Source organism: Ornithinibacillus jepli (assembly GCF_047228935.1).
Taxonomy (GTDB): Bacteria; Bacillota; Bacilli; order Bacillales; family Amphibacillaceae; genus Ornithinibacillus.
Window position 1 is genome coordinate 43838 of the sequence record NZ_JBFEGG010000007.1, and the last position, 25001, is coordinate 68838.

The following is a 25001-nucleotide window of genomic DNA, read 5'->3' on the forward strand; positions in this document are numbered from 1 at the left end:
TATCAATAAAAAAACCGAACAACCTCGCATTCTAATTAAAGAACGCTGTTCGTTCGGTTTCTTAGGTAATCCTAAACATCACTGCTTATTTCGCCAAAAACTATACAACGTCTGAAGTAGATTAATCCGCTGCACATAATTCAAGCTGCTTTTTTCAAATAGCAATTTAATATCACTACTCATAAACACTTCAGACAGTCCATCTGCACCAGTTGCGTATTTTTTTACACTTTCTTGCCATTCTTTACTATTCATTACTACGTCCCATTCGCCCCATGGACCTTGATTTCCTTTTACAAATCCAGCTTTTCGGCCGATTTTCTCATAAACAAAATAACAAAACTGAATCACACTGTTGATATACCAAGGGAAATATGGCAGCCTTCCATCACTATGGGCTAACCATTTCGTAGGACGTAATCTCCGTTTACTTGCTTTATGAAATAGTTTGCGATTTAGTTTCCATTCTTGTGGAACTGCTGCACTAATTTTCACAATATCATTTGTCATGAATGGTTCATAGCTTCTAAATAGCCTACGATTCACATGGAGATTTGGTATATTCATATTCATAGACACTGGCCACATTTCAAACCACTCGTCGGCTGAATCATCCCGAAATTGCTTTACCTTCTCTAAATGAAGCTGTCTTCGTTTTGTCAGTTTTTCTAGAATTTCTTTGTTAAATTCAGGCTTTCTGATTTCCGCTCCGGCTGAGTAGCTTGTATTTTTAATTTGTGGTAGGAATGGGAAACGCTTCGTTCCCCTCACTTTCTTAATACGAGCCCCCTTTAAGAGTGCATCTGAAAATAAACCACCAAACACAGCCTCGAAGTCATTCAGATGACACGATTCATGAAATCCGAATGTATGGGCATGAAAATATTGTGCACCGTTCCCAACCATGTTGACGCAAGCAGGTAAAATATCAAGATAATGAAGCTTATCTCTCGTGGCTAATTTGAGATTGGCCCCATAAGCATCCGCTGCTTTTTCAGCTACTTTACCTTCACGATTCAAATTATCGAGGAAAATAAAGGCTTCACGTTTCGCTTTCTTAGGGAGTAAAGCACTTAATAGTCTTGAATCTTCTCCACCACTGATAAATTGTCCAATTGTGTCCATACCTTCTGTTATTCGATCGACGTATGTAGTTAATGCTTTATCAATATCCTTAGCAGCTTCCTTCAAAGATGTATAAGGGTTTTTTTCTTCCGGACTCCAATAAGGTGTCGACTGTAAATCCGCCTCTTTTACAACATGTTCTGACGAAGGCGCAAGCTGGAATATTCCTTTATATGCTGTATAAGGAAATGTTACGACACTATGTAGAATAAAGTCCACGTGAGAAACAAGGTCTGGGTTATCTGTTTGACCAGCGGCCACAGCCAAAGCATCTATATGAGTGCCAAGAAAGCAGCCTTCCTCATTTTGATAATGGAATACCGGGATATAAGCCATAATATCAGTCACACATAATAGTTCTCCATTTATTTTATCGATGATGAGAACTACGTAAGGTCCGTCTAAATCTTCATCCCATTTGATAGATTGCTCTAACCAACGGTCGTAAATTGCTTTTGTACCTTTTGTACTATTCTCTTGAATAGTAAGGAAATCATTTGATTGAAACGTAAGCACTGGCCCCCCAATTACCACCACCAGATGGTTTTCCGTTTCCAATGGTTGAAATGCTCTATAAATATTTCGGCTCGTTGCAAGCGATCCCCACTCACCGTGATATTCTTGAACGAAAGGTGGATTTTTGTCATAGATAGCCTGAATGTCTTTGGTTAGTTTTCCGTTTTCCACTTGTTTATTAGAAAATAAAAAATCACTCATCGTTTAACCGTCCCTATTTTTTGTTCGCGATTGCTTCTAGTGCATTTACCATCGCATAATGATACGTTTCATTTCGAACTAAATGTAAAGATAGTAGCGCTTTGTCTACTTTTTTCTGTCTACCGAGTAGTATATTAATGATTCGTTTTAAGGTTGTTACTACGCCACCATCATATGCTGTGGAACCTAGTGAATAAATAAAGTTTCTTTTAATAATTTGATTGTACACGTGTAACGACATGTCTTCATGTAGTTTTTCATATTCATTTTCTAATAGCTCATTCAATTCATTAATATTAATGCGATTGCTTTCATTCGACAGTTGAACTAGTCCATCTTTCTTATGAGAATACACTAGTTCAAATTCTACCGGTTCATTTTTCTCTATTTTCAATAGTACGGAGTAAGTCTGGTCTTCTTTATCTTTAAAATTAACTGAGTCAAAATAAAAATTGCCTAAACTGTAAAAAATGACACTATCCGCATATCGTTCATATCCTTGTGGGACATGCGGATGAGATCCAATGACCACATCTACACCTAAATGACAGAAATGCTTATAGCGCTGTCTCCATTCTTTTTGTGGAATGGAATAATGCTCTAGTCCCGCATGGGCTAACACGACAACGACATCACATTTCGCTTTTAGCTCAAGAATTTGTTTATCGATTTCGGCATGGTTGATCCACGCATAACCCGCTTGGTCTTGTGTAGTAGCATAGTTTAAAACACCAAACTGTGCTTCACAAGCATTAATAAAACCAACCGTTACGTCCTGAAATTGCTTGATGACCGGTCTATATGCTTCTGTAACATTCATTCCAGCACCAATCGTCTCAATTCCTACATTTTCTGCTTCATTTATCGTTACATATAAACCTTCTTCACCATAATCCATCATATGATTATTCGCTAAGCATAGCAGGTCAAATCCTTGTTCCTTCAGTCCCTTTACAGTCCCTACCCGTTGATAATGATGACCGCCTGACTTGGGTACAGGCTTTCCAGCCCCTTCAACAGGTGCTTCAAAATTACATATGGAATAGTCCGAGCCTTTAACAATTGTAGCAAGATCCTCAGACAATATTATTCCATCACTATGACCGTAGTTTACTATATCGCCACAAACAAATACATTAGCCATAATTATTCCACACCTCGTTCTTTATCAAATTTACTACTGAATCGCAATGCAAAAACAATGAGTAAAATGTTTAATATCGCTCCTACGATACCAAATAATGCGACAGCAACTAAATCACTATTAAACATATAATATCCTATAAATAAAGCACTTGTTCGAAGGATTAACGTAATAATAGTAAAACTTAAATGAAATCCTTGTTTCGCTAAAACTGGAAAGGCTTTGACACTTGGTTGGTTAACGAACATAAAGTAAACCCATAATGCCATCCAACGAGCATACTCACCCGCTACATGCCACTCTGCACCGAATACAAAGCTGAATAACCAAGGACCAAATGCTACTACTAAGGCAAAAGGAACGAATCCAATTGCTCCTAATGAAAAGGTTGCTTTTCTAATTAAGCGTGTTAAATTTTCTTGATTGTTCGATGCCTCCGAAATGCGTGGATAAAATACATCCCCTACGGACTTACCTATTAACTGGGTAGGCATACTTAAAACTGTTCTACCAATCGCATAAAACCCTGCTGCTGCTGGACCAAAAAACGTAGTCAGCATTAAGACAGGTATATTTTGTGAGACAGCATTTAATAAAACTTGGGGTGCTCGATACATCGGAAAATCCCGGTGAGATTTTGCTAGTGTTTTCATATCGACTGATTTATCTTTTAAATCCGCTGTACTAAAATTAAGTGACTTTCGAGCAAATAGCATCATCAACCCCGCTCTTACTCCTTCTCCAATTGCTGTCAGTACGATTAGTACCGATGCCACTGGATGAAAGAAACCAATTCCTGCTTTACCACCTTGTAATAAAAGTGCCTGCACAAAAGCAACACGTGCAGAAACACGAAACTGTTTTGTTCGAATTAACCATTGCTCTGTCACTTGAAAAATTCCAGCAAACAGGATAACTACTGGAATCAATAAGACAAATGGTGCTACAGGTTCCATATTGAATAGTTTTACAATTGGATCTTTAAATATTAATAGTAATAAGCATGCTAGTATTGCAAAACAAGTGCTAATTACTAACGAAAGCTTCGCAATGCCTTTTGCATCTTTATCCTCTTTCGGAAGAACGATAGCTATCGGATACGTTAGTGCTGCAATTGGTCCAACGATTGCTACAATAGCCATAAATACTCCCATAAGACCATAAGCTTCTGGCCCATAAAGACGTGTAATAATAGGTGATAAAACGAGTGAAACAGCCTGTGCTGCAGCTGTTCCCGTCGCCATAATCATCACATTTCGTACAAATGGTCTTTTTAATAATTTCATAATTTTTGTTTTCATGAACTACTCCTTTAGAGTCACACTCTAACGTACAATTATTTTCTTAATCATTTTTTTCATATTTCCCTTTACATTATAATAAAGCTTTTCTAAATGATTTAATTCGTTAATTTCCTTTAGTTTTACTTTTTTATAGCTTGCATCAAGATCCGATTTGGCAAGTATACTATAGAGCTTTCCAATTCTTCTTTTAATCAACGTTCGCTCTAATGGTTTGGTATAATTAAGTAATAGTTTCTCCATTTCTTTTATCACGACCCAGTAGGAATCAAACGAACGCTGCATATTCTTATTTTGATGGGTAGTCATGACAGAGTCACTACGATATCTTCTCTTGTAATAAAAATACGGATCATACATTGCTTTATTAACATTTAAATATAGCTTTAATGAGAAAAGCTCATCCTCATGTTGAATGCCTGGTTTGAAACGTAAATTATGATTAATTAACACATCTTTTTTGATTAGATATAGACATGGTGATACATTAAAGCCTTTTTGTAACAACTCTAGATGTTCATTCTTTTGATAGACCTTGCTAGAATGATAATATTTACTTAAATCATACTGCCATTTAAAGATTTTTACGTTTTCATCTTCGGTAAACGGCTCTGCGGCAAACAGTACAATATCTAATTCATGGGTTTCAGCACGCGTTACTAAGTTGCTAATTGTTTCCGGTAATATGAAATCATCGGCATCAAGAAAGTAAACATATTTGCCTTTTGCTAGCTCTATACCCTTATTTCTTGAAGCAGATTGTCCGGCGTTTTCTTGAACGTAAAGCTTGAAGATTTCATTTGTTTCTGCATATTCCTTTAGTACTTCCGTGCTCCCGTCTTTACTACCATCATCAATTAAAATGACTTCAATATTATTATACGTTTGCTTCAAAACTGAATCTAAACATTCTTTTATATAATGTTCTACGTTATATACCGGTATAATTACCGAAACTAGAGGATTTTCCATAATACCTTCTCCTAACTGCCTTTTCTTCGTTAAAAAACAGCCCATTATTAACTATTCAATTATACTTTCTTCTAATATAACATTCAAGAATGGGCGTCGTTCTAAGAACATGGTCCTAAAGTCATCTACACAAAAAAAGAATCTCCGCGGATGCAGAGACTCAAGGTTTATTTTGCTTTTAATCGGTAATAGACATGCTTAACTAAGATATACCCTATATTTTTTATCGTTTTATTCGTTACTAATTCTCGGAAAAGCTTTAGTTTTTCCATAAAAGAAATATCATGATTAGATAATGCAATGCGTATAGAATCGTCTAATATCTGAATAAATAATCCCCTATCTAAAGAGGTATTCTCATTTGCGTTCCATCGCTTCATTTTATTAATCGTTTGAATCACTGTCTCTTTACTTCTGATCTTTGCACCATAATTATGTACAAAAAATTCATTATAAGCTAGTAATTCCTCATCTGTAAAATGAATCCCATAATACGCTAAAAGTCCTCCGCGGATTTTAGAGATTAGTTCCTTCCGTTTCTGAAGCTTCTCTTCATTGGACTTTTTCGTTATATTTTCATGCCCAGTTCGATAATAAAGTAGAAACTCGGGTAAAATCGTGAGCTTTCCAACTTTCGAAAGCTGCGTCCATAGTTCATAATCTTGTGCTACAAAAAATTCTTCATTATACGTGATATTGTGTTTTTTTAATGTCTCCAATCGAATGGCAGAAGATGGGTTGGAAATTGGACTAAAGTATAATAGCTTGATCCTCATTGCTTCTGGTGAAGTGAAAGTTGGTGCTATTTTCTTTTCCGAAGAGCCAGTAAAGCGAATATAGTTCGTGCCAATTGCATCTATATCATGATGGGATTCTAAATATTCTACTTGCTTCTCTACTCGATTTGGCAAGGCAATATCATCAGAATCCATGATCATCATATATTTTCCTTTAGCTTCTTTTAGTCCGATATTTCTCGTATATGGAATTCCCATATTCTGCGGATTGTGAATAAGCCTAATTCTATTGTCATCATATTGTTCAATCAGATGAACTGTGTTATCTGTAGAGCCATCATTGACCAACAAAATCTCCATGTTCTTATAGGTCTGATTCAAAATACTCTCCAAGGAGTCTTTAATATACTTTTCACAATTGTATACTGGCATAAAAACCGTTACGAAAGGTGAATCCATGTCTTACACCTCTATGCTGATATAATCAGTTGTTATCAATAAATTCTTTTAATAGTCCTAGCATTTTCTCTTTTTGGGATACAAATGGCTTTGGCTCAAATTCATTTAAAGCCTCTATCACATCCTCCATTTTATCCCCATCATTCCATGTCAAAATATGACCAGCAGATTCAAAAGCTTGAACTAGTTCAAGCTGATGGTCATCATTATGCTCTCCATATTCTTTTAAACGCGGTGCAGCAATAACTTTTTTTCCCTTCTTGAGTCCAGTTATAACAGAGCCTGTACCAGCGTGAGTAATAATAATTCGAGCTTCATCATATAATTTATCCATTTCATCATAACTAACAAAAGGTTTTAAGGTTAAATAATCACTACTGAATTTCGTATGACCATTTTGTACCAAGATTTCATCATCCACTTTACCCTCTTTTTTAATACGTTCAACCTCTTCTAAGAGACGAGGAAATGGAAGTTCATGTGTTCCTAACAATACCAGTATCAATAGATTGTCCCCCCATATACTGCTTTAGGATAGAACTCTTTCATCGATTCCCATTGGATGATAAATAAGTCGGCAATAGGATAGATCATTCTTCCAGACAAAGTAGGACTTTTTGATTTCGCAAAACTTTCGATAAAAATGACCTTTTTTCTAAACAACTTTGCAATATAACACATCGGAACAGCAGTATGAGCGCCAGTCGTAATGATAATATCAGGTTTCTCACGCAGGAATATCATTAATGATTTTATAATGTTATAGGAAAATTTGAATAGATAGCGAAAAAGATAATTTCTTGCACCATACACAAGGAATGATACAGGATATTTATCTTTTAACTTTAACGTAACATCGGTCTTCTCTGTAACCAGATGATAATCATATTCTTTAAATAATTCTTCCAGCGATAGAAGTTGAGTCAAATGACCCCCCACTGAAGAAATCATTAGGAGTTTTTTCTTTTGCTTCATGGTAAATGCTCCAATCCGTTCGCAGGCGACAAAGTTAAACCTAGCTATCCCCACATTATGTATGTATGCTTTGATATCATTCTTATTATAACAAAGCATACACTGTGAAACCTAATTTATCAATCATCATAATTATAATAAGTTATCTTTTGGATACGCACTAATAACCAACAGATATGCATAGAAAATGGCAAAATAAATTCCTGATGCAGGGTTTAGTAAAATATGACCTGCAAAAGCGGCAATTCCAAGACTTAAACAGACTGCTACACCTACCATAAGTAAGGTCGGTGTAATTTGTTTCAATCTATATTTTATAAAGGAATAGAGTACTCTAATTCCAAAATATAGTAATGGAAGGAATAATAAAATGCTTCCTAAAATACCATAGCTGTAATACCAATCAAAGTAGTCAATTTCAATGATTTTTAAGCTTTCTTCATAGTTACCACCTGGACCCATTCCTAAAATCTTTTGTGAGGTTGGTGCAACTGCCCAGTCTTCTTGAATATCAGCTAAATATCGATCACGACCACTTAATAAACGCTGTGGAAGGTTTTCCGTATCTAATTCATATTCAGGCTCTTTTTCTACTGAGTCATCCTCATCAATTGGTACTTCTGGGTCAACTGGAACTTCTTTGTAATAGCTAATATTGATATTTTCGCCTGCAGGTGAAGCAGGTAGATATACAAATAATAGTACGGTTGACACTGCTAATATTAGGACGTTTGCCCATCCTTTCTTAGTAAACAACGCATATATTAAAGCGATTACCGTACCAATAGTAAGTGGTATTAATGCTCCACCAATACCCACTTTAGTCCCGATTTCTTGCATAGCCCAAGCAACTAATAGAATGAATGGTGCGAGAAGATATTTCTTCTTCACATCTTTCGTATTAAGAACGTACAGTAACATTCCAGAAAACCCGATTGCTAACAATGCTCCTAAATCATTTGCTGAGTAAAACCAGCCAGAATGTCCTTCAGTTGGGAAGAAATCCCATTTTTCGTATCTTTCATAGCTCTGTTTACCAGTACCTGTTAATACAGCCATTAACATTACCAAACTGATAATGACAAAGTTAATAAACATATTACGTTGGACAATTTTTTGCCAGTCCATCTTTTTGGAAAGAGATAAAAACACTGCTGCATACACAATTAACATTTCGACGACATAGGCTGATTTAACAGCATACGTGAATTCCTGCATTAAATTATATGGATCTTTTATCATATAATTATTAATCGTATGAATCACCATAAAAATCCCTAGGAATACTACATATATAGTTGTTCCCCATCTAATTTTCTTGTTTGGGTAAAGCAATAAATATACAAATCCTACCACCATAATCAATGCTCGTACAATGGTTGATACGGATGTACCAAAGTAAGATACAAGGTCTAAAAATGGTTGAAGTAATATATAAATAAGGAAGAATATTTCTATTTTATTTGTAATTTTCTGCCAATAGTTCCCATTTGTGTTCATCTAACTTCCTCCTGTTTATCTCTCGCCCTTATGATTTCTCTTTTTCATTAGATACATTCATTATTTCAATTTCGAATACATACTCCGTTATTATACAACGAATTACGCTAAATTTCGAGGATTTCTACTATCAATATTTATAAATTCTCTTTCACATTTCACCCAATATAACTAGTCGCAAACAAAAAACACTTCAACACCCTCTATTAGCGGTTTTGAAGTGTTTTTTTAAATAGTATTAATTATTAATTTCGGACGGTCTTCCAATGGAATAGTATTCTATTCCTAAAGAAGTTGCATCTTGTACATTAAAACAATTTCTACCATCAAAAATAATAGGATTCTTTAGTTTTACTTTGTAATTTTCTAAACCAAACGTTATGAAATCTTTCCATTCCGTTAAAATTACTAGACAGTCTGCTCCTTCAACTGCAGATTCAATACTATCTTGGAATTGTACTTCTGAAGGAATTACTTTTTTCGCATTATCCATCGCTACCGGATCATATGCCTTCACATTTACTCCTTCTTGGATTAATGCTTTAGAAACAGGAATAGAAGGTGCTTCACGCATATCATCTGTATTCGGTTTGAATGAAAGACCTAACAATGCAATATTTAATCCGTTTAATGAACCAAAGCGTTTCTTAAGCTTGTCAATGATAATCCGTTTTTGATTTTCATTCACGTCTACAACGCTCTGTAATATAGGCATTTGATAGTTTACACTTTTTCCAATGGATATTAAAGCATTCGTATCTTTAGGGAAGCAAGAGCCTCCATAGCCGATTCCAGCATTTAAGAAAAATTCCCCGATGCGCTTATCCATTCCCATTCCTTTCGTAACATTCTCAATGTTTGCTCCTAAATGCTCGCAAAGGTTGGCAATTTCATTGATAAAACTAATTTTAGTTGCGAGAAATGCGTTTGATGCATATTTAATCATCTCTGCACTTCTTAGGTCTGTTTTTAAAATTGGAATACCGAATGGCTTATTAACTTCTTCGATTTTCTCTAGTGCATCTTGATTTTCTGAACCAATCACGATTCGGTCACCATGGAAGGTATCATGTACTGCTGACCCTTGGCGTAAAAATTCTGGGTTGGATACAATTTGAATCGATACATTATGTTTAAGGCGACTTGTAATATAGTCACGAATATATTCATTTGTACCAATAGGAACTGTACTCTTTATCACAATAATAGCATCATTCTTTAAATGCTCTCCTATGCTGTCTCCTGCGGCGTGAATATAGCGTAAATCTGCTGAGCCATCTTCGGATTGTGGTGTACCAACACCTATATAAATAGCTTCTTTATCTTTTAGTCCTTCTTCATAACTTGTTGTAAAGTTAATTCTTCCATTATCTATATTTTTACGTAATAGCTCTTCTAATCCTTCTTCATAGATTGGAGACTTACCACTACGTAATAGGTCTACTTTTGCTTCATCTATATCAAGACATGTAACCTCGTGCCCGATTTCAGCTAGGGAAACACCGGTAACAAGGCCAACATAGCCTGTCCCAATTACTGCGATTTTCATTGAAGCTTCCTCCCATTAGTTTTACTACTGTATAGTTGTTCAATATAAGCAAATACATCATCTTTTAAATCATCACGTTCTAAAGCGAAGTCTAGAGTAGCTTTGACGAATCCAAGTTTATTTCCGATATCAAATCGCTTACCATAGAAATTATACGCTAATACTGGCTGAATGTTATTCAACTTAGCGATTGCATCGGTTAATTGAATTTCATCACTCTTACCAGGCGGTAAGTCTTCCAAGATTGCAAAGATTTCCGGTGTTAAGATATACCTTCCCATAATTGCTAAATTAGATGGCGCATTCTCAACAGAAGGTTTTTCCACTAATGACTTTACTACGACGGTATGCGGGTCATCTGCATGTATTTCTTTCGGATCTATTACTCCATAGCTAGAAACCATTTCCTCAGGAACCTCTTGTACACCAACAACCGAACATTGATGTTTATCGTAAACGTCAATTAATTGTTTTAAGCATGGTTCTTCGGATTGAACAATATCATCACCTAGAAGTACTGCAAATGGTTCGTTCCCAATAAACCTGCTAGCTACCGAAATCGCATGCCCTAGTCCCTTAGGTTCTTTTTGTCTTATGTAATGAATGTTAGCTAAATTAGAAATTGCACGGACTTCTTCTAAAACCTCCGTCTTCCCCTTTTTAGCTAAAGTTTCTTCTAATTCGTATGAAATATCAAAATGATCTTCAATCGCTCTTTTTCCACGACCAGAGACAATAATAATGTCTTCTATCCCGGAAGCTACTGCTTCTTCTACAATATATTGAATAGTCGGTTTATCTACTATCGGTAACATTTCTTTTGGCTGTGCTTTAGTAGCTGGTAAAAATCTTGTCCCTAGTCCAGCTGCTGGAATTATAGCTTTTTTTACAAGCATATTATTCTCTCCTTTTGAAAAAACTCTCACTTCACTATACTTCGGTAATCTTTCTTATTGCTAGACTATATTATCATAGTAAAGAAAGAACTAGCAATTTTATACACATGTGTTTTTAGGAAAAACATTATTTTCTATATTGTACCACGTGCAAACTCTTTTATGTGATATAAGCTCTTTTGCAAAAAAAGAAAAAGTCAACCCGCAATATATAATTTTTTAGAGGTTGACTTATCACTTTTATTTCTTACGTCCATCAATTAAATGCAAGAGTGGTCTATACTTATCACTAATCAATCCAGTTACTTCAACGATTAATTCTACTAGTATTAGGATACCAATCAGTAGTAATGTAGACCCCCAAAGGGTAGCACGTGTAAAGATCAGTGCTGCAACTCCAAACAATGCACTTAATGTATAAATAAGAACAACTGTCTGGCGATGTGAGAATCCTAGTTTTATTAAACAGTGATGTAAATGGAACTTATCAGGAGCTGATAATGGTTTTTTCTTTACAATTCTACGGATAATTGCAAATGTCGTATCCAGAATCGGTACGCCAAGTACAATAATCGGAACTATCAATGAAAACATCGCTACATTTTTAAATAGCCCCATAACAGCTAAAACACTAATCATATAGCCTAAGAATAATGAACCACTGTCACCCATAAAGATTTTTGCCGGGTAAAAGTTAAATACTAAAAATCCTAATGTACTACCTAAGACTAATAAAGCGAGTAATGCGATTAATGGATTTCCCATCGAAAGTGCAAGACCGGATATAGTCAAAAGTGCAATAGACGATACACCTGCCGCTAATCCGTCTAAACCGTCAATTAAATTAATTGCGTTCGTAATACCAACAATCCAAATCATTGTAATTGGTATAGCATAATATCCAAATTGTAAAACTTCTCCAGACGGTAACGTAATATAGTCAATTTGAATACCACCAACTACCGTAATGGTGGCTGCTATTATTTGACCAGCTAATTTAGTACGCGGAGATATTTCTTTAATATCGTCAAGAACACCAATAGACACAATAATTAGGGCACCAGTTATAACTGGCCAAGCCTGTATGGTGTCAGGTAAAAAGACTAAAACTCCGGCCAAGAAGCTGACCACGATAGCTAACCCACCTAGTCTTGGCATTACCTTTTGATGAACTTTTCTACTATTGGGGTGGTCGACAGCCCCGATTTTAAATGCAAACTTTTTTACGATTGGGGTTAATATTAGTGATAAAACAAATGTAATGACTAGTGCAATTATAGTCATTTTTGATCCTCCTAAACTCATGACAGTTATTCACAGCATTGCTAATCTATTAGACGAAAAACACATTTTAAAAGTTTCATTGTTTAATATTTTTCCTATCTCATTATAAGGAAATTTTTTAAAAAAGCAATATGTTATATAAATTTGGGACAGACTTTTGGTTGGGACAGGGGGACAGGTTCCTTGTCCCTGGGACAAGGAACCTGTCCCCCTGTCCCAAAAAGCAATGTGTGATAAAAATTAAGTGTTGGACGCTGCCATTTATAATACTTCTTATGATACCTATTTTTTCTGACGGTTGAACCTAAAATTATTGAGCCTCAAAAAAAGCAACCCTAATTTTTGTGTGTTAGGATTGCTGTTTGTTTTGCCTTCTTTCACCAAAAAGTTTTTTCATCAACCGAAGTACTGGACGTTGACCTTTACCAACTAAGCCTACAAGTTCTGCAAAGAGGTGTAGTAAAAACCAGATGATAAAAGCAATAATTAAATTAAATCCTAAACCTGAATTGGAAAAAGTAATAGCCAAGGCACCAAATATAATACTAAACCCGTATATAATTAAAACCGTTGTCCGATGACTGAATCCAGCTGCAAGTAGTTGATGGTGAATATGTTTTTTATCAGCGCTCATAACTTTCTCACCGTTTAAAAGTCTTCGTATGATGGCAAAAATAGTATCGAATATCGGAACAGCTAATATGATAATCGGAATAATAAAACTGAATAATGTTACATTTTTAAATAAACCTAAAATCGATATAACAGAAATCATGTAACCGAGAAATAAGGAACCTGTATCTCCCATATAGACTTTCGCTGGGTGAAAATTGTGAAATAAGAAGCCGAGATTACTTCCTATTAGCGCAACAGCTAAAAAGACTACAAGTATTTCTTGGTCCATTATCGCCATTATAAGAATACTAATAAGTGCGATCGTTGATACCCCAGATGCAAGGCCGTCCAATCCGTCGATTAGATTAATTGCATTAGTTATTCCTACTATCCATAAGAACGTAATAACAATACTAAAAGGGCCAGCCAGATCGATTACGCCAAAAAATGGTAACGTAATCTTTTCGATAATTAGGCCAGATGTGATTAATATCGTTGCTGGTATTAACTGTCCAGCAAGCTTTAATATAGGTTTTATCTGGTATTTATCATCAAATAATCCAGTTATTACAATAATAATTGCACCGATACTAATTTCAAGGAAATATTCATGGCTTGGACTCAAATAAATCAATCCTAGACAGGTTCCAATAAATATGGCTAAACCACCTAGTCTGGGGGTAGGGTTTTTATGGACTTTTCGGTAATTAGGTAAATCAATAATATTCCATTTGAAAGCAAGTTTTTTTATTGGATATACCAATAGCAGTGTTGAAATTAGGGAAATGAAAAATGCAATAATAAGATCCGCTGTGTTAATCATACTAAACCTCTTTTATCTTTTTAATAGTCACCTTATTATATATTATGTAACACTTTCCTAATTTTAAAGGATATATCCATATTAAACAAGCTAGAAATTAGAAGAACAGAATTGATGCAAATTTCTTTCCCATCTACGTCCCCTATTCGTTCTATATTCTCACATATTGTTCGTTTTGGAAGCTCTTACGGATGGTGTAGATTATGATTGGAAAAAATAATACATATAATACTATTCTAAGTTTGGAATTTCTTTTTCTTTTCATATAAATCTCCCTTTTCATTATTCTAATACCGCTTTATATGTTTCCAACTCATCTGTTGTAATTAATATATTTGGGTATTGTTTAATTGATTTCATATGTTCTACTGTATTCACTGTCCAAACTACTAGTTGGACTCCCATTTCCTCACACTTTTTTATATGTTTTTCTTTTATAGAAGTATATTTCACTGCAAAATATTCCGCATTTAGCTTTTGAATTAATTGATAATGGGAGTTACGCACTTTATTGACTAGAGGACCAATTTTGACATCACTAGAAATAGCCCGCAATTTGAATAAGCAATCATGATTAAAGGAAATGATATATACTTGATCTTCCATATGGAGATTTTTAATTATCTCATAAACCTTTTGTTCAATTCCCTGATATAATTTTGGCTTCTTTAATTCAATGGAAACTATGATACGGTCTTTTGCTAATTGAAGCGCCTCTTCTAATGTGGGTATTGTTTCATTTGGAGAAATCGTAAATTGCTTCAGTTCTTCTAAAGTAAGCTTGCGAATTTCTCCACTTCCGTTAGTCATCCGATCAATCGTGTGGTCATGCATGACAACCGGAATTCCATCCTTACTCATGTGAACATCTAACTCCATATGGGAAAAACCTAAATCGATTGCCGCTTGGAAGGATGATAATGTATTTTCTGGGTAATTCACTGGATACCCACGGTGAGCAATACCTCTAATTGTCATCAAATTCTCCCCTATCCTGCGTTCTTTAATTAAAGTATAGAGGTCATGCGTAAAGATTGTATTAAGTTAATATGAAAACATTGTAAATGGATGGTGGGACAGGGGGACAGGTTCGTTGTCCCAGATGGTGGGACAACGAACCTGTCCCCCTGTCCCGAAATAGGATGGTATTCTTAATTGAGAACGTATATAATATATTTATAACGTTATCCTTAAAGAAAGGAGGGATTATGTGAAGAAAAAGTTACTTATATCGCTATTAGTTGGCGGCCTTTGTTTTGGGTTACTGCAGTTCATTCCTACTTTTGCCGCAGAGAACACAAGTATACAAGTGAAAAAAGAGACTTCTACTGTGAAAAATGATTTACGAGGTGACAGAATTTTTAACCTTAATAACGAACGTTTAGTTTTGTTAGCAAAACAATATGGTATATCACTAGAGGGGAAAGATATTGTAACCATTCAGCAGGAACTCGGGCAAGCTGCCGTTCTTGAAAAGGCAAAGGAATTAGGGATTTTTACCACGGAGAAAAGCCTGGAACAGTTAAAAGCTGAGTTGAGAACAGTTTATGGCGAGAAAATTAATGAGAAAGACTATCAAGTAAAAGATATTAATGAACTTCGATTAGGAAACAGAAAGGAAATCCTTAACTCCAAAGCTAAAGACTATGGCGTGCAAACGGAAGGAAAAAGAATCGAAGCTATTCAGCAGGAGCTTTTAATGGAATTGCTTAAAGAAAAGGCTGATGAACTAGGTATCTCTACGGAAGGGAAAGATATTGATACGTTGATAAAGGAATTAAAAGAAACTTATGAAAAAGAAAGATAGTTTCTAGCTGGCTCTCGAGTGGAGGGTCAGCTTTTTTATTGTTTCAAACAATACTCAACAATTTTTAAAAATGCTCTTCTCCTTTAGAATGGGAACTTATGTCTCATAATGGATTGAAATTTTATCAATAAATTCATATTACGTTATTGATTTGGCATGTTGTATAATCTTATAATGATTTTATGATTCTATAAATCTATGAATGTAGGAGCGAGAATATGATAGGTTATATAACATTACTTCGTGCAACAACAATGATTTTTGTCCTGTTAATTCATATAACAGCAGCCATGCTTTCACAAGAACTATCCGTAACATGGTGGGTGGGAAACTTTTTTGACGGGATAAGTCGCTTCAGTGTTCCAGTTTATTTAATGATTAGTGGTGCACTACTTCTCAGTAAAGATGAACCGATTAAAACATTTTTCCATAAACGAATGTCTAAAATTATGATCCCTTTTCTATTCTGGGTTTCATTTTACGTCGTTTGGTATCATGTTAAAGATTTATCCTCATTATCTGTAGGAACCTTTATAAGAGAATGGCTTTCCGATGGTTCGTATTATCATTTATGGTTCCTATTTACCATAATTGGATTATATTTAACCATTCCAATCTTGCGCAAAGTAACACAACAATCTGATATAAAAATTGCAATTTACTTCGTAGTTATTTGGTTTGTTGCAACAGCAATTTCTGGTTTATTTTCTCACTTTGCTGGATACTCACATGGTTTTAGATTAGATATGTTTAAAGGATTTACTGGATATCTACTTTTAGGGTATATTCTAACAAAAATAGAAATTACACCTATTATCGAGAGGATTGCATATATTCTCGGTTCAATCGGCTTGTTTTTCACCCTTTACGGTACTTATATTTATAAGCTTGAAAATGGGTCCTTTACTGGATTTTGGTATGGGAATTTAACATTTACAACAATTTTTGTAGCATTAGCAGTGTTTGTTTTCTTTAAACAACGGTTCAAAAATTATCAACCTGGAAAATTAGTAAATAAAATGTCTGAAGCAAGCTTTGGGATATTCTTAATTCACCCATTTATATTATCTATCTTCGCTAGCAGTACATTTGAACAAATTGTAGGTTTTAAAATCTATTACACACTTGGGCACCCCGTTGTTGGGGTTCTAATATCTTTGATTTGCCTTTACATTACAAGCTTTGTTGCCGTATTGATTATTCAAAAGATACCTTATTTAAGAAGAATTGTTTAAATAGAGAAGGAGGCAATCTATCGATAGATTGCCTCCTTCTTACATATATATTATTAAAAGAACTGTCCCTGTACTAGTGTAGTACTTGTTAGTTTAGAGTGAGGTGGGACGATGGACCTGTCCCCCTGTCCCACTAGCGTAGTTTGCCTTTTGCGTTTCCTTGTGGTCCCATGACGATGTCTTGGTATCCATTTCCTGCGTTATCTATTACAGATACTTCGACTACTGCACTTGGGTGAACATCTTCTAGTAAAATGGATGTTTGACCTTCTTCAATTTCAACAGGTTCACCATTTACTTTGATTTCAAGTTCACTAATACCACTTCCAGTTTCTCGCACCATGACTAGTAATTGACGGTTGCCTCTCTTAGCAATTGTTCTTACCGATGGAGCTAACGTATCTAATAAAACTGGTACTTCAAATGTTTGAGCTTCAGCACCTTCGTAGTCAATTACACCTACAGCTTGAAGTGTATACTGACCATCTTTTGCTTTCACACCATTAATCGTTCCATCCCACATCCAGTCTGAAGAAAGCTTGTAGTAAGAACCTCTACCACTGTCATAGTAGTCCTTTCGAATATCATATTCCGTGTAAATGGTATCTACAACATTACCATTACTATCCAGCACATTAAATTGTACTTCTTTTGCATTTCTTAAAAATGATAGAATTAACCCCGCATCATCCATGACTCCATCACCATTTGGTGAGAAAGCAATTAGATCTGGATTAGGTGAGCCTGTTTCTGCATCCACTCCTAAATATCCGTAGTCTCCTTCACCAAGGGAAGTAACTACTCCACCCATTGCATAGAATGACATCGGATCCCATACTGGAGTGTCAAAGATTGGTGCATCATCCCATTCACCTTTAAATCCAGCATAAGGTACTGAAAGCGTTGGATTTGTATCAGTTGGATCAACTAATGTTACAAATCCATCTACCCAATACCCATTTTCGTAGTAACTTCTTAAAGTTTCATCCCAATCACTAAGATCAATCGTTACCTCAAATGAAACAGAACCATTGGCCGGAACTTCGATTGTACTTACTTCCTCACCATTTACAGAAGTAGTTCCATCTAATGGAAGTGAACCATAATCATTTGGTAATGTTACATAAATTCCACCACCTGCATTCAGTGGAACGTCACTAAGTGCATTGGCACTCACTTCATAGCTTACCGCTTCAGACGAATAGTTTGTTGCCGTTAAATCAAAGGAAACTTGATTTCCAGAGATTTCTTTTAACGCAACCTTTGCTTCACCTGTATTAGAGTCTGTCACGACAACAGGTGTTGATAATGCAGCATGTAATTGCATTAAACCTGCACCTTGACGACGTGGTGATACATCGGCACCCTCTAATTCTACTGGGCTTGATGTATTCATTAATAGATTTTTAGCAAATAAAACTCGGTCTTTATTTAATAAACCAAACTCTTCATCAACACGTTGTAATACTAAAGCACTACCACCTGATACGTGTGGAGCAGCCATGGATGTACCACTCTTTACTCCATATGCATTGTCATTTAATGTAGAGTAAATTTGTCCACCTGGAGCTGTGATTTCTGGTTTAAAATCAAGGTTTGGCGTTAGTCCCCAAGAGGAGAATACACTCATTTTTCCAGCTTCTGCGTTCGGTACTGCTGTGTTTCCACCTGAGAATGTTACTTCTGCTGGTTGCCCTTGAAGTAATGCTTCTGCTAGTGCATCCCCATCTGCTTTTGCTAGGAAAAGCTGTGGAATGACTATAGCAGGATCAGTTGCCATATTAACCATACCATCTGTGTTATTGTACACAATAACCCCTGCAGCTCCTGCATTTTGAGCATTAAGAGCTTTCGTTACGAAATCTAACTCCCCACGTTGAACTAGTGCAAACTTACCTTCTACTTCTTTTCCTTCATAATCTTCTGGATATCCTAGTCCGGCTTCTACTAATTCATATGTAGAACCTACTGTCGGAGGAGTCGCACTAGCTGACATAAATCCAGCTGATACTCCTTGCTCACCATTAATGGAATATACAAGCTCGTCCACTAATAGATAAGAATTTTCATATGATGCCACTTGTAAAGAATCATATGAAACTCCTGGAGAACCAGTCACACCATAATCAGGGTTTGTTGTATAAGGATAGAAAAATCCATCACCAAACAAATTAGAGTTACCCGCAGAAATAGACATCATAATTCCATTTTCCACTGCACGAGAAACCGCTTGATTATCCGGTGAATCTGCTGCTACAAATCCAGCTGGTGCACCTAAACTCATATTTAAAACGTCTGCACCTAGTTTAATGGCGTCATCAATTGCCGCAATATAAATATCACTATAAGTTCCGCCATAACTAGGGTCATTACTGAATACTTTCAAGTTTAAAATTTGTGCTTCTGGAGCGATTCCAACAATTCCACCATTTTCTTCATCGCCGTTAGCACCCACTGTACCAGCTACGTGCATACCATGTGCACCAGAGCTATCATTAAAGTCCGTATATTCATGGTTTTGATCAAAATAGTTATAACCATATGGAACTTTTTCAGTATAATAAACCCCTGGTAATTCTTCTCTATCGATAATTTCATTTACTTCTTCTTCCGTTAAAGCGACAGAATTTCCTTCAGAAAGAACTAAATCCCGGTGATTATGGTCTACACCAGAGTCAATAACCCCGATAACCATTCCTTCCCCTTTGTAACCATAGTCATTCCAAGCTTGTTGTGCTTGTACTAACTCTTTACTGAAATTCATATCTGGTTCTGCAATTGGCTGTTCATAGAATGTAGAGATAACAACTCGTTTCACATTAGGAATTGCTTCAATTTCTTCAATATCGCCATATTTCACTTCAGCACTAAAGCCGTTTACTACCGCGTCAAACTCTTGAAGAAATCTTGCATTAATATTACGTTTCTTGATTTCATTTTTAGCTGCTTGCTTTTTAGCTTTAGCTTCATTAAGAAGGCGTTTCTTTTCGGATACACTTAAGTCCCCGAACTTTTGCCCCTTTTTCGTTGCCTTTTCAATCGGAGCTTCCCCATCAATTTCTACTGTTACACGCACTACTTCGTTAGGGTTAACGGTTTCTACTAAATCTTTCGAAAGCGCCCCCTTTGATAGGTCTCTATTAACGACAATGTTTCCTGGTGCTGCAAAGGAAACAGTGCTGAACGCTAATAGAAAAATCATAGTTAATACCGCAACTCTTTTTAGCATAAACTTCCTCCTCTTAAGCGAATTCTACTTAAGTCCTTAGCCCTACCTATTAATCTAGTAATTCTAAAAACCTAGTAAGTATAATGATAGATAATTCACAAAACTTAGACAAGGTTCAAAAGTCATGGGGAATTGGGTTTACATATTCTTGGTTTTTCTTTCGGAATCGAGATAATATGATTTCATTCGATTTTCGTTATAGGTCTAAAGTCCTTATTTTTGTAAATTGAGGTTGTCTGTTTTTAATAAAGAATGAACACTCACTTATTTGTTCTCTATTAAAAATTACAATTACCTAATTAAAATACTGATATTTCATTAAATGAAAACCTCTATCCGGGGATTGATACGATTGAGCTATACCACTTCCTAATTAATAAAATGAAACAGAAGTTCCAGCAGAGAATTCGGTAGCTCTTACCCCATTAGGAATTTATTCCCATCTGACAGTAGCTCGACTGTTTAGCTAACATTACAAAGGAAAACTGATGGGAACTGGACGAATGAGGTTCAGAAGCAAACGACGTTGAAAATCTCTGTATTCTTGTTGACTGGATGTAAAGTCGTAATGACACTGCATTCCATTTGAATGTCGGATATAGTAATCTTTCTTTTTTGGCAATGAAGGCTGACGAGAAATTTTCTGAGGAAACAGAGTAACCTGAGGGACGTCTTTTCTATTGGTGAGGGAAACTATAAGGAAGAAGCTGTCCAGGAGACAGCTTCTTTTTCCTTTTTTTGTATGCTATGATACTCTTGGTTAGATTAATTTTTCTTAAAAAGGAGTGTTTACATTGTCAAGTGCTTACCTCTTTGCAATCGCAGCAATCTTAGCAAGTATTTCCATTCTATTAATCTTTAAAATTAACGTAGAAAAAATTAAAGAAAACCCTGAAAACCTTAGTAATGTCCAAACAAAATTCTTCATTGGCGTAGCTATTGCTGAAATCATTCCAATCATACTGATTATCTTTGGCATGATTAATTTGGAATCAGCCTCTTCTTTGGAGGAGCTCTTAATTCCAGGAATCATCGCCATCTCCGCTATGGTATTTGCCCCACTATTTATCTTACTACAGCGTTCAATCGGCGTACCGGAAGAAGCAAAACAAAATGTTACAACCTTTGCCATGATCGCCCTCGCCATGGCAAACGCAATTCCGTTGATCGCTTTGGTTGGTTTAATAATGATGTTGCCTTGAGTTAAGAAGCCTTCCTGTGTGGGGGCTTTTTCTTTTATGGCACGAAGTCAATTTTGCTGTTACAAAACTGTTGGTGCTCTTAAAGACACAGTTGATATCAGACCTACTTCGGTTGATACTTCCCTTTCTTACTCCAAATATTCCAATCCCCCCTTTCATCTTTACCTAATCCCTACTATAATAAGAAAAGATTAATCAGTACGGAGGCATTTTATTTTGAATAAATATGAGAAAATCACCAAGGTTTGTATGCTTGCAGGGAAAATAATGCTCGAGAGTAGTGCGGAGACGTATCGGGTGGAGGATACGATGAATCGGATTGCCCATTCTTTCGGGCAGAAGAATCCACAGAGTTATGCGACACCGACTGCCATTAACTTTTCCGTTGACCTCATGGAGCCAGCGATTATGATGCGGATTGAAAAACGGACGACGGATTTAAATAAGATTGCGGAAGTGAATAGTGTTTCTAGAAAAATTGCGGAGGGGCAGTTGAATATTGAAGAGGCACTTGAGGCGTTGCAAACTCTAGAGGGGCAGAAATTTATATACTCTGATAAAGTAATGGTACTTATTGCTGCCCTTGCTAGTGGAAGTTTTACGATTATGTTTGGCGGAATGTGGGCGGATTTTCTTCCTTCATTAGTTGCTGGTGGGATCGGCTTTATAGGTTTCCTATGGTTTGATAAGCTGGTTGAAATTCGGTTCATTTCGGAATTTGTAGCGTCATTTATTATTGGGCTTTTGGCTATTCTTTTCGTAGAGACAGGGCTTGGGGTGGAGCTTGATAAGATTATTATTGGGGCAGTAATGCCATTGGTTCCTGGATTACATATTACAAATGCTGTACGGGATCTGCTAGCGGGGCATCTAGTTGCTGGATTATCGAAAGGTGTTGAGGCACTGCTCACTGCTTTTGCAATTGGAGCTGGGATTGCGGTTGTTCTCGCATTTTTATAGGCAAAACAAAAAGGGTTTGTGTTTGATCCAAACCCTTTTATTGTTTCACTTCTCTCCGTAACCGATCTTTCTCCACTTTTAATGGATCAGGTTCTATAATTCCTTTCATTAACAACTTTTCAAAATCTACTACTGGAACCGGTCGAGAAAATAAGTAGCCTTGGATCAAATCACACTCCCGATCTCTTAAGAAAAGGTATTGACTGTATTCCTCTACACCTTCTGCAATAATTTTCATTTTAAGACCTCTTGCCATTTCCATGACAGATCCTACGATGATAGTATCCTTCTCAATCTGACCATCTCTACTTTGAATAAAAACTTGATCAATTTTCAGCGTATCCGCTTGGTACTCTCGTAAATAATTTAATGAGGCAAAACCAGTACCGAAGTCATCGATTGCAACACGTACGCCAAGCTCTTTTAGTTCAGCAAGTGTGGTTAGGACGACTTTTTCACTTTTTAAAAGAGAGCCCTCAGTAATTTCTACGCCTAAGTATTCTGGTAGGACTTGGTATGTGTTCAGCTGACTCTTCACATAGTCTGGGAATCCTTTTTTCATAAGACGAATTGGGGAAATATTTACAGAAACCTGGATTAAATCCAGTCCTTTTTCCTTCCACTCCTGCATTTGCTGACAGGCTTTTTTTACTACCCAGTCACTTATGTCACTAATTAAGTGATTCTCCTCCGCAATTGGAATAAATTCACCCGGGGAAATTGCGCCCCATTCTTTATGATTCCAACGAATTAGTGCCTCTGCTCCCATAATTTTACCTGTTTTTGTTTCGACTAATGGCTGATAGTACAGCTCAAACTCTTCCTTTTCTAGCGCTTCAATCATATCATTTTCAATGGAAAGCCTACGCTGGAAGGCAATGTCTTTGGAATAGGAATATAATCGGAACGTATTTCTCCCACTTTTTTTCGCGTGAACTAATGCTGAGTGCGCCTTATCCATGAGACGATCCGTTGTTTTCCCGTCATCAGGATATAAACTAATCCCGACACTTGTTGTCATATTAATTTCGTAATCATCTATCGTAATCGGTTGTTTAATATCGTGAATTAAATTCTCCGTAATGGAGATGATATTTTCTTTATCCTTGTAATCCTCTAATAGAATGATAAAATCATTGCTCTTCAGACTTGCAATAAAGCTTGTTTCTGGGAGGATTAACATGAGTCTTGCTGCAATTGTTTTTAACACTTCATCACCGATTTGATATCCTAATGAACCGTTGATAACCGAGAATCGATCTAAGTTCAAAAACATGAAGGCGAACGGCTTTTTACTTTTAAATAGACTAGAAAGCTTCTCGTCTAAGCTTCTTCGGTTAGGAAGAGTTGTTAGTATATCATGATTAGCTGAGTACTCGAGCCTTTCTTGAATTTTCACTTCATCGGTAATATCAGTTTGGAGTCCGTAGATATAGGTGATTTTACCATTTTCATCATGGAAAGGTGCAGTGTGACAAGTAAGCCATTTTTCTGTACCATTAAATGTGTTTATTCGATAACGCATATCCACAGATTCTCCGTTAGCAAGTACTTCAATAGCCATTTTCTTTACATAACTTTTATCATCTGGATGAACATATTTTTGAATAACATCTTTAATTTCTAATTGATCTCTATCGAAAGCCTCAATTGGATATTCATAAAGGTCTGCTAAACCCGTTGAAGCATAGACTAGCTTCCCTGTTTTATAGTCACTGACCCAAACGCCAATATTTAATAAGTCGAGTATGGATTTAAAACTGCTATTTTCACTCCGAATATCGATAGCTTTTTGTTTATGTATCGTTACGTCTTTTATAAACAGTCCTATCCCGTCGACTGAATCGTGGCTATTTAAAGGAACCATCATCATATCAAAGAACTCTTTTTTCCGCTTCAATTGAACTTCACAGTATTGATTTTTTCCTGTTAACGTTTGGCGGAAAGCGTGTTCAAAATTTTCAAAGGACTTCTTTAACAGCACACGTTTAAAATCATTAATGTGAACGACATGTTGAAAAACTCTTATGTCGTGCTTATTTATAGAACGTAATTCTCCATCTCGAGAGAATACCATGATTAGATCAGGTGTTTGATTTCCTAGTGAAGCATAATAATTCACTAGCTTCTCTGTTAGTGCATCCTGACTAATATGGGGAATAGTATCTTGGAATAACAATTCTAATGCCGCATTTTGTGTCGAATCGGTCCTAGTCATGATAGCTCCCCTTTATATAAAATAAGCAAAAATTCGATTACTTATTACAAATTATAGTATAATAGTCCCTCTTTTCAAACTGTTTTCTTAATTTTCATATGTAATTTCGATTTCCGAACCATTAAATATAATCAAAATATGTTAGAAGAAGGCACATTCCCTTATCTTTTAGAGAATGAGTAATAAGTGGGGGAAATTTTATCCTTTCCTATTATGCTAAAAAAGCACATTGTTTGCGTTTACTTTTGAGTAG

19 protein-coding genes are annotated in these 25001 nt (G+C 35.9%); 4 read left to right on the forward strand and 15 right to left on the reverse strand.

Annotated features, from left to right (window positions below; all coding sequences use genetic code 11):
• Positions 1–78: 78 nt before the first annotated feature.
• The 13 genes from AB1K81_RS17335 to AB1K81_RS17395 all read right to left on the reverse strand — a co-directional run bounded on the left by AB1K81_RS17335 (position 79) and on the right by AB1K81_RS17395 (position 15075).
• Positions 79–1842 (reverse strand): asparagine synthase-related protein, encoded by a 1764-nt coding sequence (locus AB1K81_RS17335; protein ID WP_412977937.1) that lies wholly within the window; start codon positions 1840–1842, stop codon positions 79–81.
• 13 nt (positions 1843–1855) lie between these two features.
• Positions 1856–2986, reverse strand: a complete 1131-nt coding sequence (locus AB1K81_RS17340; RefSeq protein WP_412977938.1) for a CapA family protein — start codon at positions 2984–2986, stop codon at positions 1856–1858.
• A gap of 2 nt (positions 2987–2988) precedes the next feature.
• Positions 2989–4287, reverse strand: coding sequence for a lipopolysaccharide biosynthesis protein (locus tag AB1K81_RS17345; protein WP_412977939.1), 1299 nt, complete (start codon positions 4285–4287; stop codon positions 2989–2991).
• A gap of 24 nt (positions 4288–4311) precedes the next feature.
• On the reverse strand, positions 4312–5259 hold the full coding sequence (locus AB1K81_RS17350) for a glycosyltransferase family 2 protein (RefSeq protein ID WP_412977940.1): 948 nt from the start codon (positions 5257–5259) through the stop codon (positions 4312–4314).
• 167 nt (positions 5260–5426) lie between these two features.
• Entirely contained in the window at positions 5427–6455 is a 1029-nt protein-coding gene (locus tag AB1K81_RS17355; protein ID WP_412977941.1) for a glycosyltransferase family 2 protein, read from the reverse strand.
• Between the two features lie 25 nt (positions 6456–6480).
• Positions 6481–6960 carry a PssE/Cps14G family polysaccharide biosynthesis glycosyltransferase gene (gene pssE, locus AB1K81_RS17360; RefSeq protein WP_412977942.1) on the reverse strand — a complete coding sequence of 160 codons (480 nt, stop codon included), beginning with the start codon at positions 6958–6960 and terminating at the stop codon, positions 6481–6483.
• Entirely contained in the window at positions 6957–7430 is a 474-nt protein-coding gene (gene pssD / locus AB1K81_RS17365; RefSeq protein ID WP_412977943.1) for a PssD/Cps14F family polysaccharide biosynthesis glycosyltransferase, read from the reverse strand. Before pssD ends, pssE begins: the two co-directional genes overlap by 4 nt.
• Positions 7431–7562: 132 nt before the next feature.
• Positions 7563–8930, reverse strand: a complete 1368-nt coding sequence (locus AB1K81_RS17370) for an O-antigen ligase family protein (RefSeq protein WP_412977944.1) — start codon at positions 8928–8930, stop codon at positions 7563–7565.
• Positions 8931–9168: 238 nt separating this feature from the next.
• Positions 9169–10479 (reverse strand): UDP-glucose dehydrogenase family protein, encoded by a 1311-nt coding sequence (locus AB1K81_RS17375; protein ID WP_412977945.1) that lies wholly within the window; start codon positions 10477–10479, stop codon positions 9169–9171.
• Positions 10476–11375 carry a UTP--glucose-1-phosphate uridylyltransferase GalU gene (galU, locus tag AB1K81_RS17380; protein ID WP_412977946.1) on the reverse strand — a complete coding sequence of 300 codons (900 nt, stop codon included), beginning with the start codon at positions 11373–11375 and terminating at the stop codon, positions 10476–10478. Before galU ends, AB1K81_RS17375 begins: the two co-directional genes overlap by 4 nt.
• 240 nt (positions 11376–11615) lie before the next feature.
• Complete coding sequence (locus AB1K81_RS17385) at positions 11616–12659, reverse strand: glycosyltransferase family 4 protein (RefSeq protein ID WP_412977947.1); 1044 nt, start codon at positions 12657–12659, stop codon at positions 11616–11618.
• Positions 12660–13008: 349 nt separating this feature from the next.
• Positions 13009–14097, reverse strand: coding sequence for a glycosyltransferase family 4 protein (locus AB1K81_RS17390; protein ID WP_412977948.1), 1089 nt, complete (start codon positions 14095–14097; stop codon positions 13009–13011).
• Positions 14098–14379: 282 nt separating this feature from the next.
• A complete protein-coding gene (locus AB1K81_RS17395) occupies positions 14380–15075 on the reverse strand; it encodes a glycerophosphodiester phosphodiesterase (RefSeq protein ID WP_412977949.1) in 696 nt (231 codons plus the stop codon).
• Positions 15076–15307: 232 nt separating this feature from the next.
• Between AB1K81_RS17395 and AB1K81_RS17400 the strand changes: the two genes are divergently transcribed.
• Both AB1K81_RS17400 and AB1K81_RS17405 read left to right on the forward strand, forming a co-directional pair.
• Positions 15308–15904: a hypothetical protein gene (locus tag AB1K81_RS17400; protein WP_412977950.1), complete on the forward strand. Its 597-nt coding sequence runs from the start codon at positions 15308–15310 to the stop codon at positions 15902–15904.
• 218 nt (positions 15905–16122) lie between these two features.
• Positions 16123–17139 carry an acyltransferase gene (locus tag AB1K81_RS17405; RefSeq protein WP_412977951.1) on the forward strand — a complete coding sequence of 339 codons (1017 nt, stop codon included), beginning with the start codon at positions 16123–16125 and terminating at the stop codon, positions 17137–17139.
• Between the two features lie 133 nt (positions 17140–17272).
• Here AB1K81_RS17405 and AB1K81_RS17410 read toward each other — a convergent pair whose 3' ends face one another.
• Entirely contained in the window at positions 17273–20368 is a 3096-nt protein-coding gene (locus tag AB1K81_RS17410; RefSeq protein ID WP_412977952.1) for a S8 family serine peptidase, read from the reverse strand.
• A 785-nt stretch (positions 20369–21153) separates the two neighbouring features.
• Between AB1K81_RS17410 and AB1K81_RS17415 the strand changes: the two genes are divergently transcribed.
• The gene (locus tag AB1K81_RS17415) at positions 21154–21570 is read left to right on the forward strand and encodes a hypothetical protein (RefSeq protein ID WP_412977953.1); all 417 of its coding nucleotides are present in this window, start codon (positions 21154–21156) and stop codon (positions 21568–21570) included.
• 249 nt (positions 21571–21819) lie between these two features.
• Positions 21820–22530, forward strand: a complete 711-nt coding sequence (locus AB1K81_RS17420; RefSeq protein WP_412977966.1) for a threonine/serine exporter family protein — start codon at positions 21820–21822, stop codon at positions 22528–22530.
• Between the two features lie 37 nt (positions 22531–22567).
• On the opposite strand, the gene AB1K81_RS17425 is transcribed toward AB1K81_RS17420, so the two are convergent.
• Positions 22568–24748 carry a sensor domain-containing protein gene (locus tag AB1K81_RS17425; RefSeq protein WP_412977954.1) on the reverse strand — a complete coding sequence of 727 codons (2181 nt, stop codon included), beginning with the start codon at positions 24746–24748 and terminating at the stop codon, positions 22568–22570.
• Between the last annotated feature and the right edge of the window lie 253 nt (positions 24749–25001).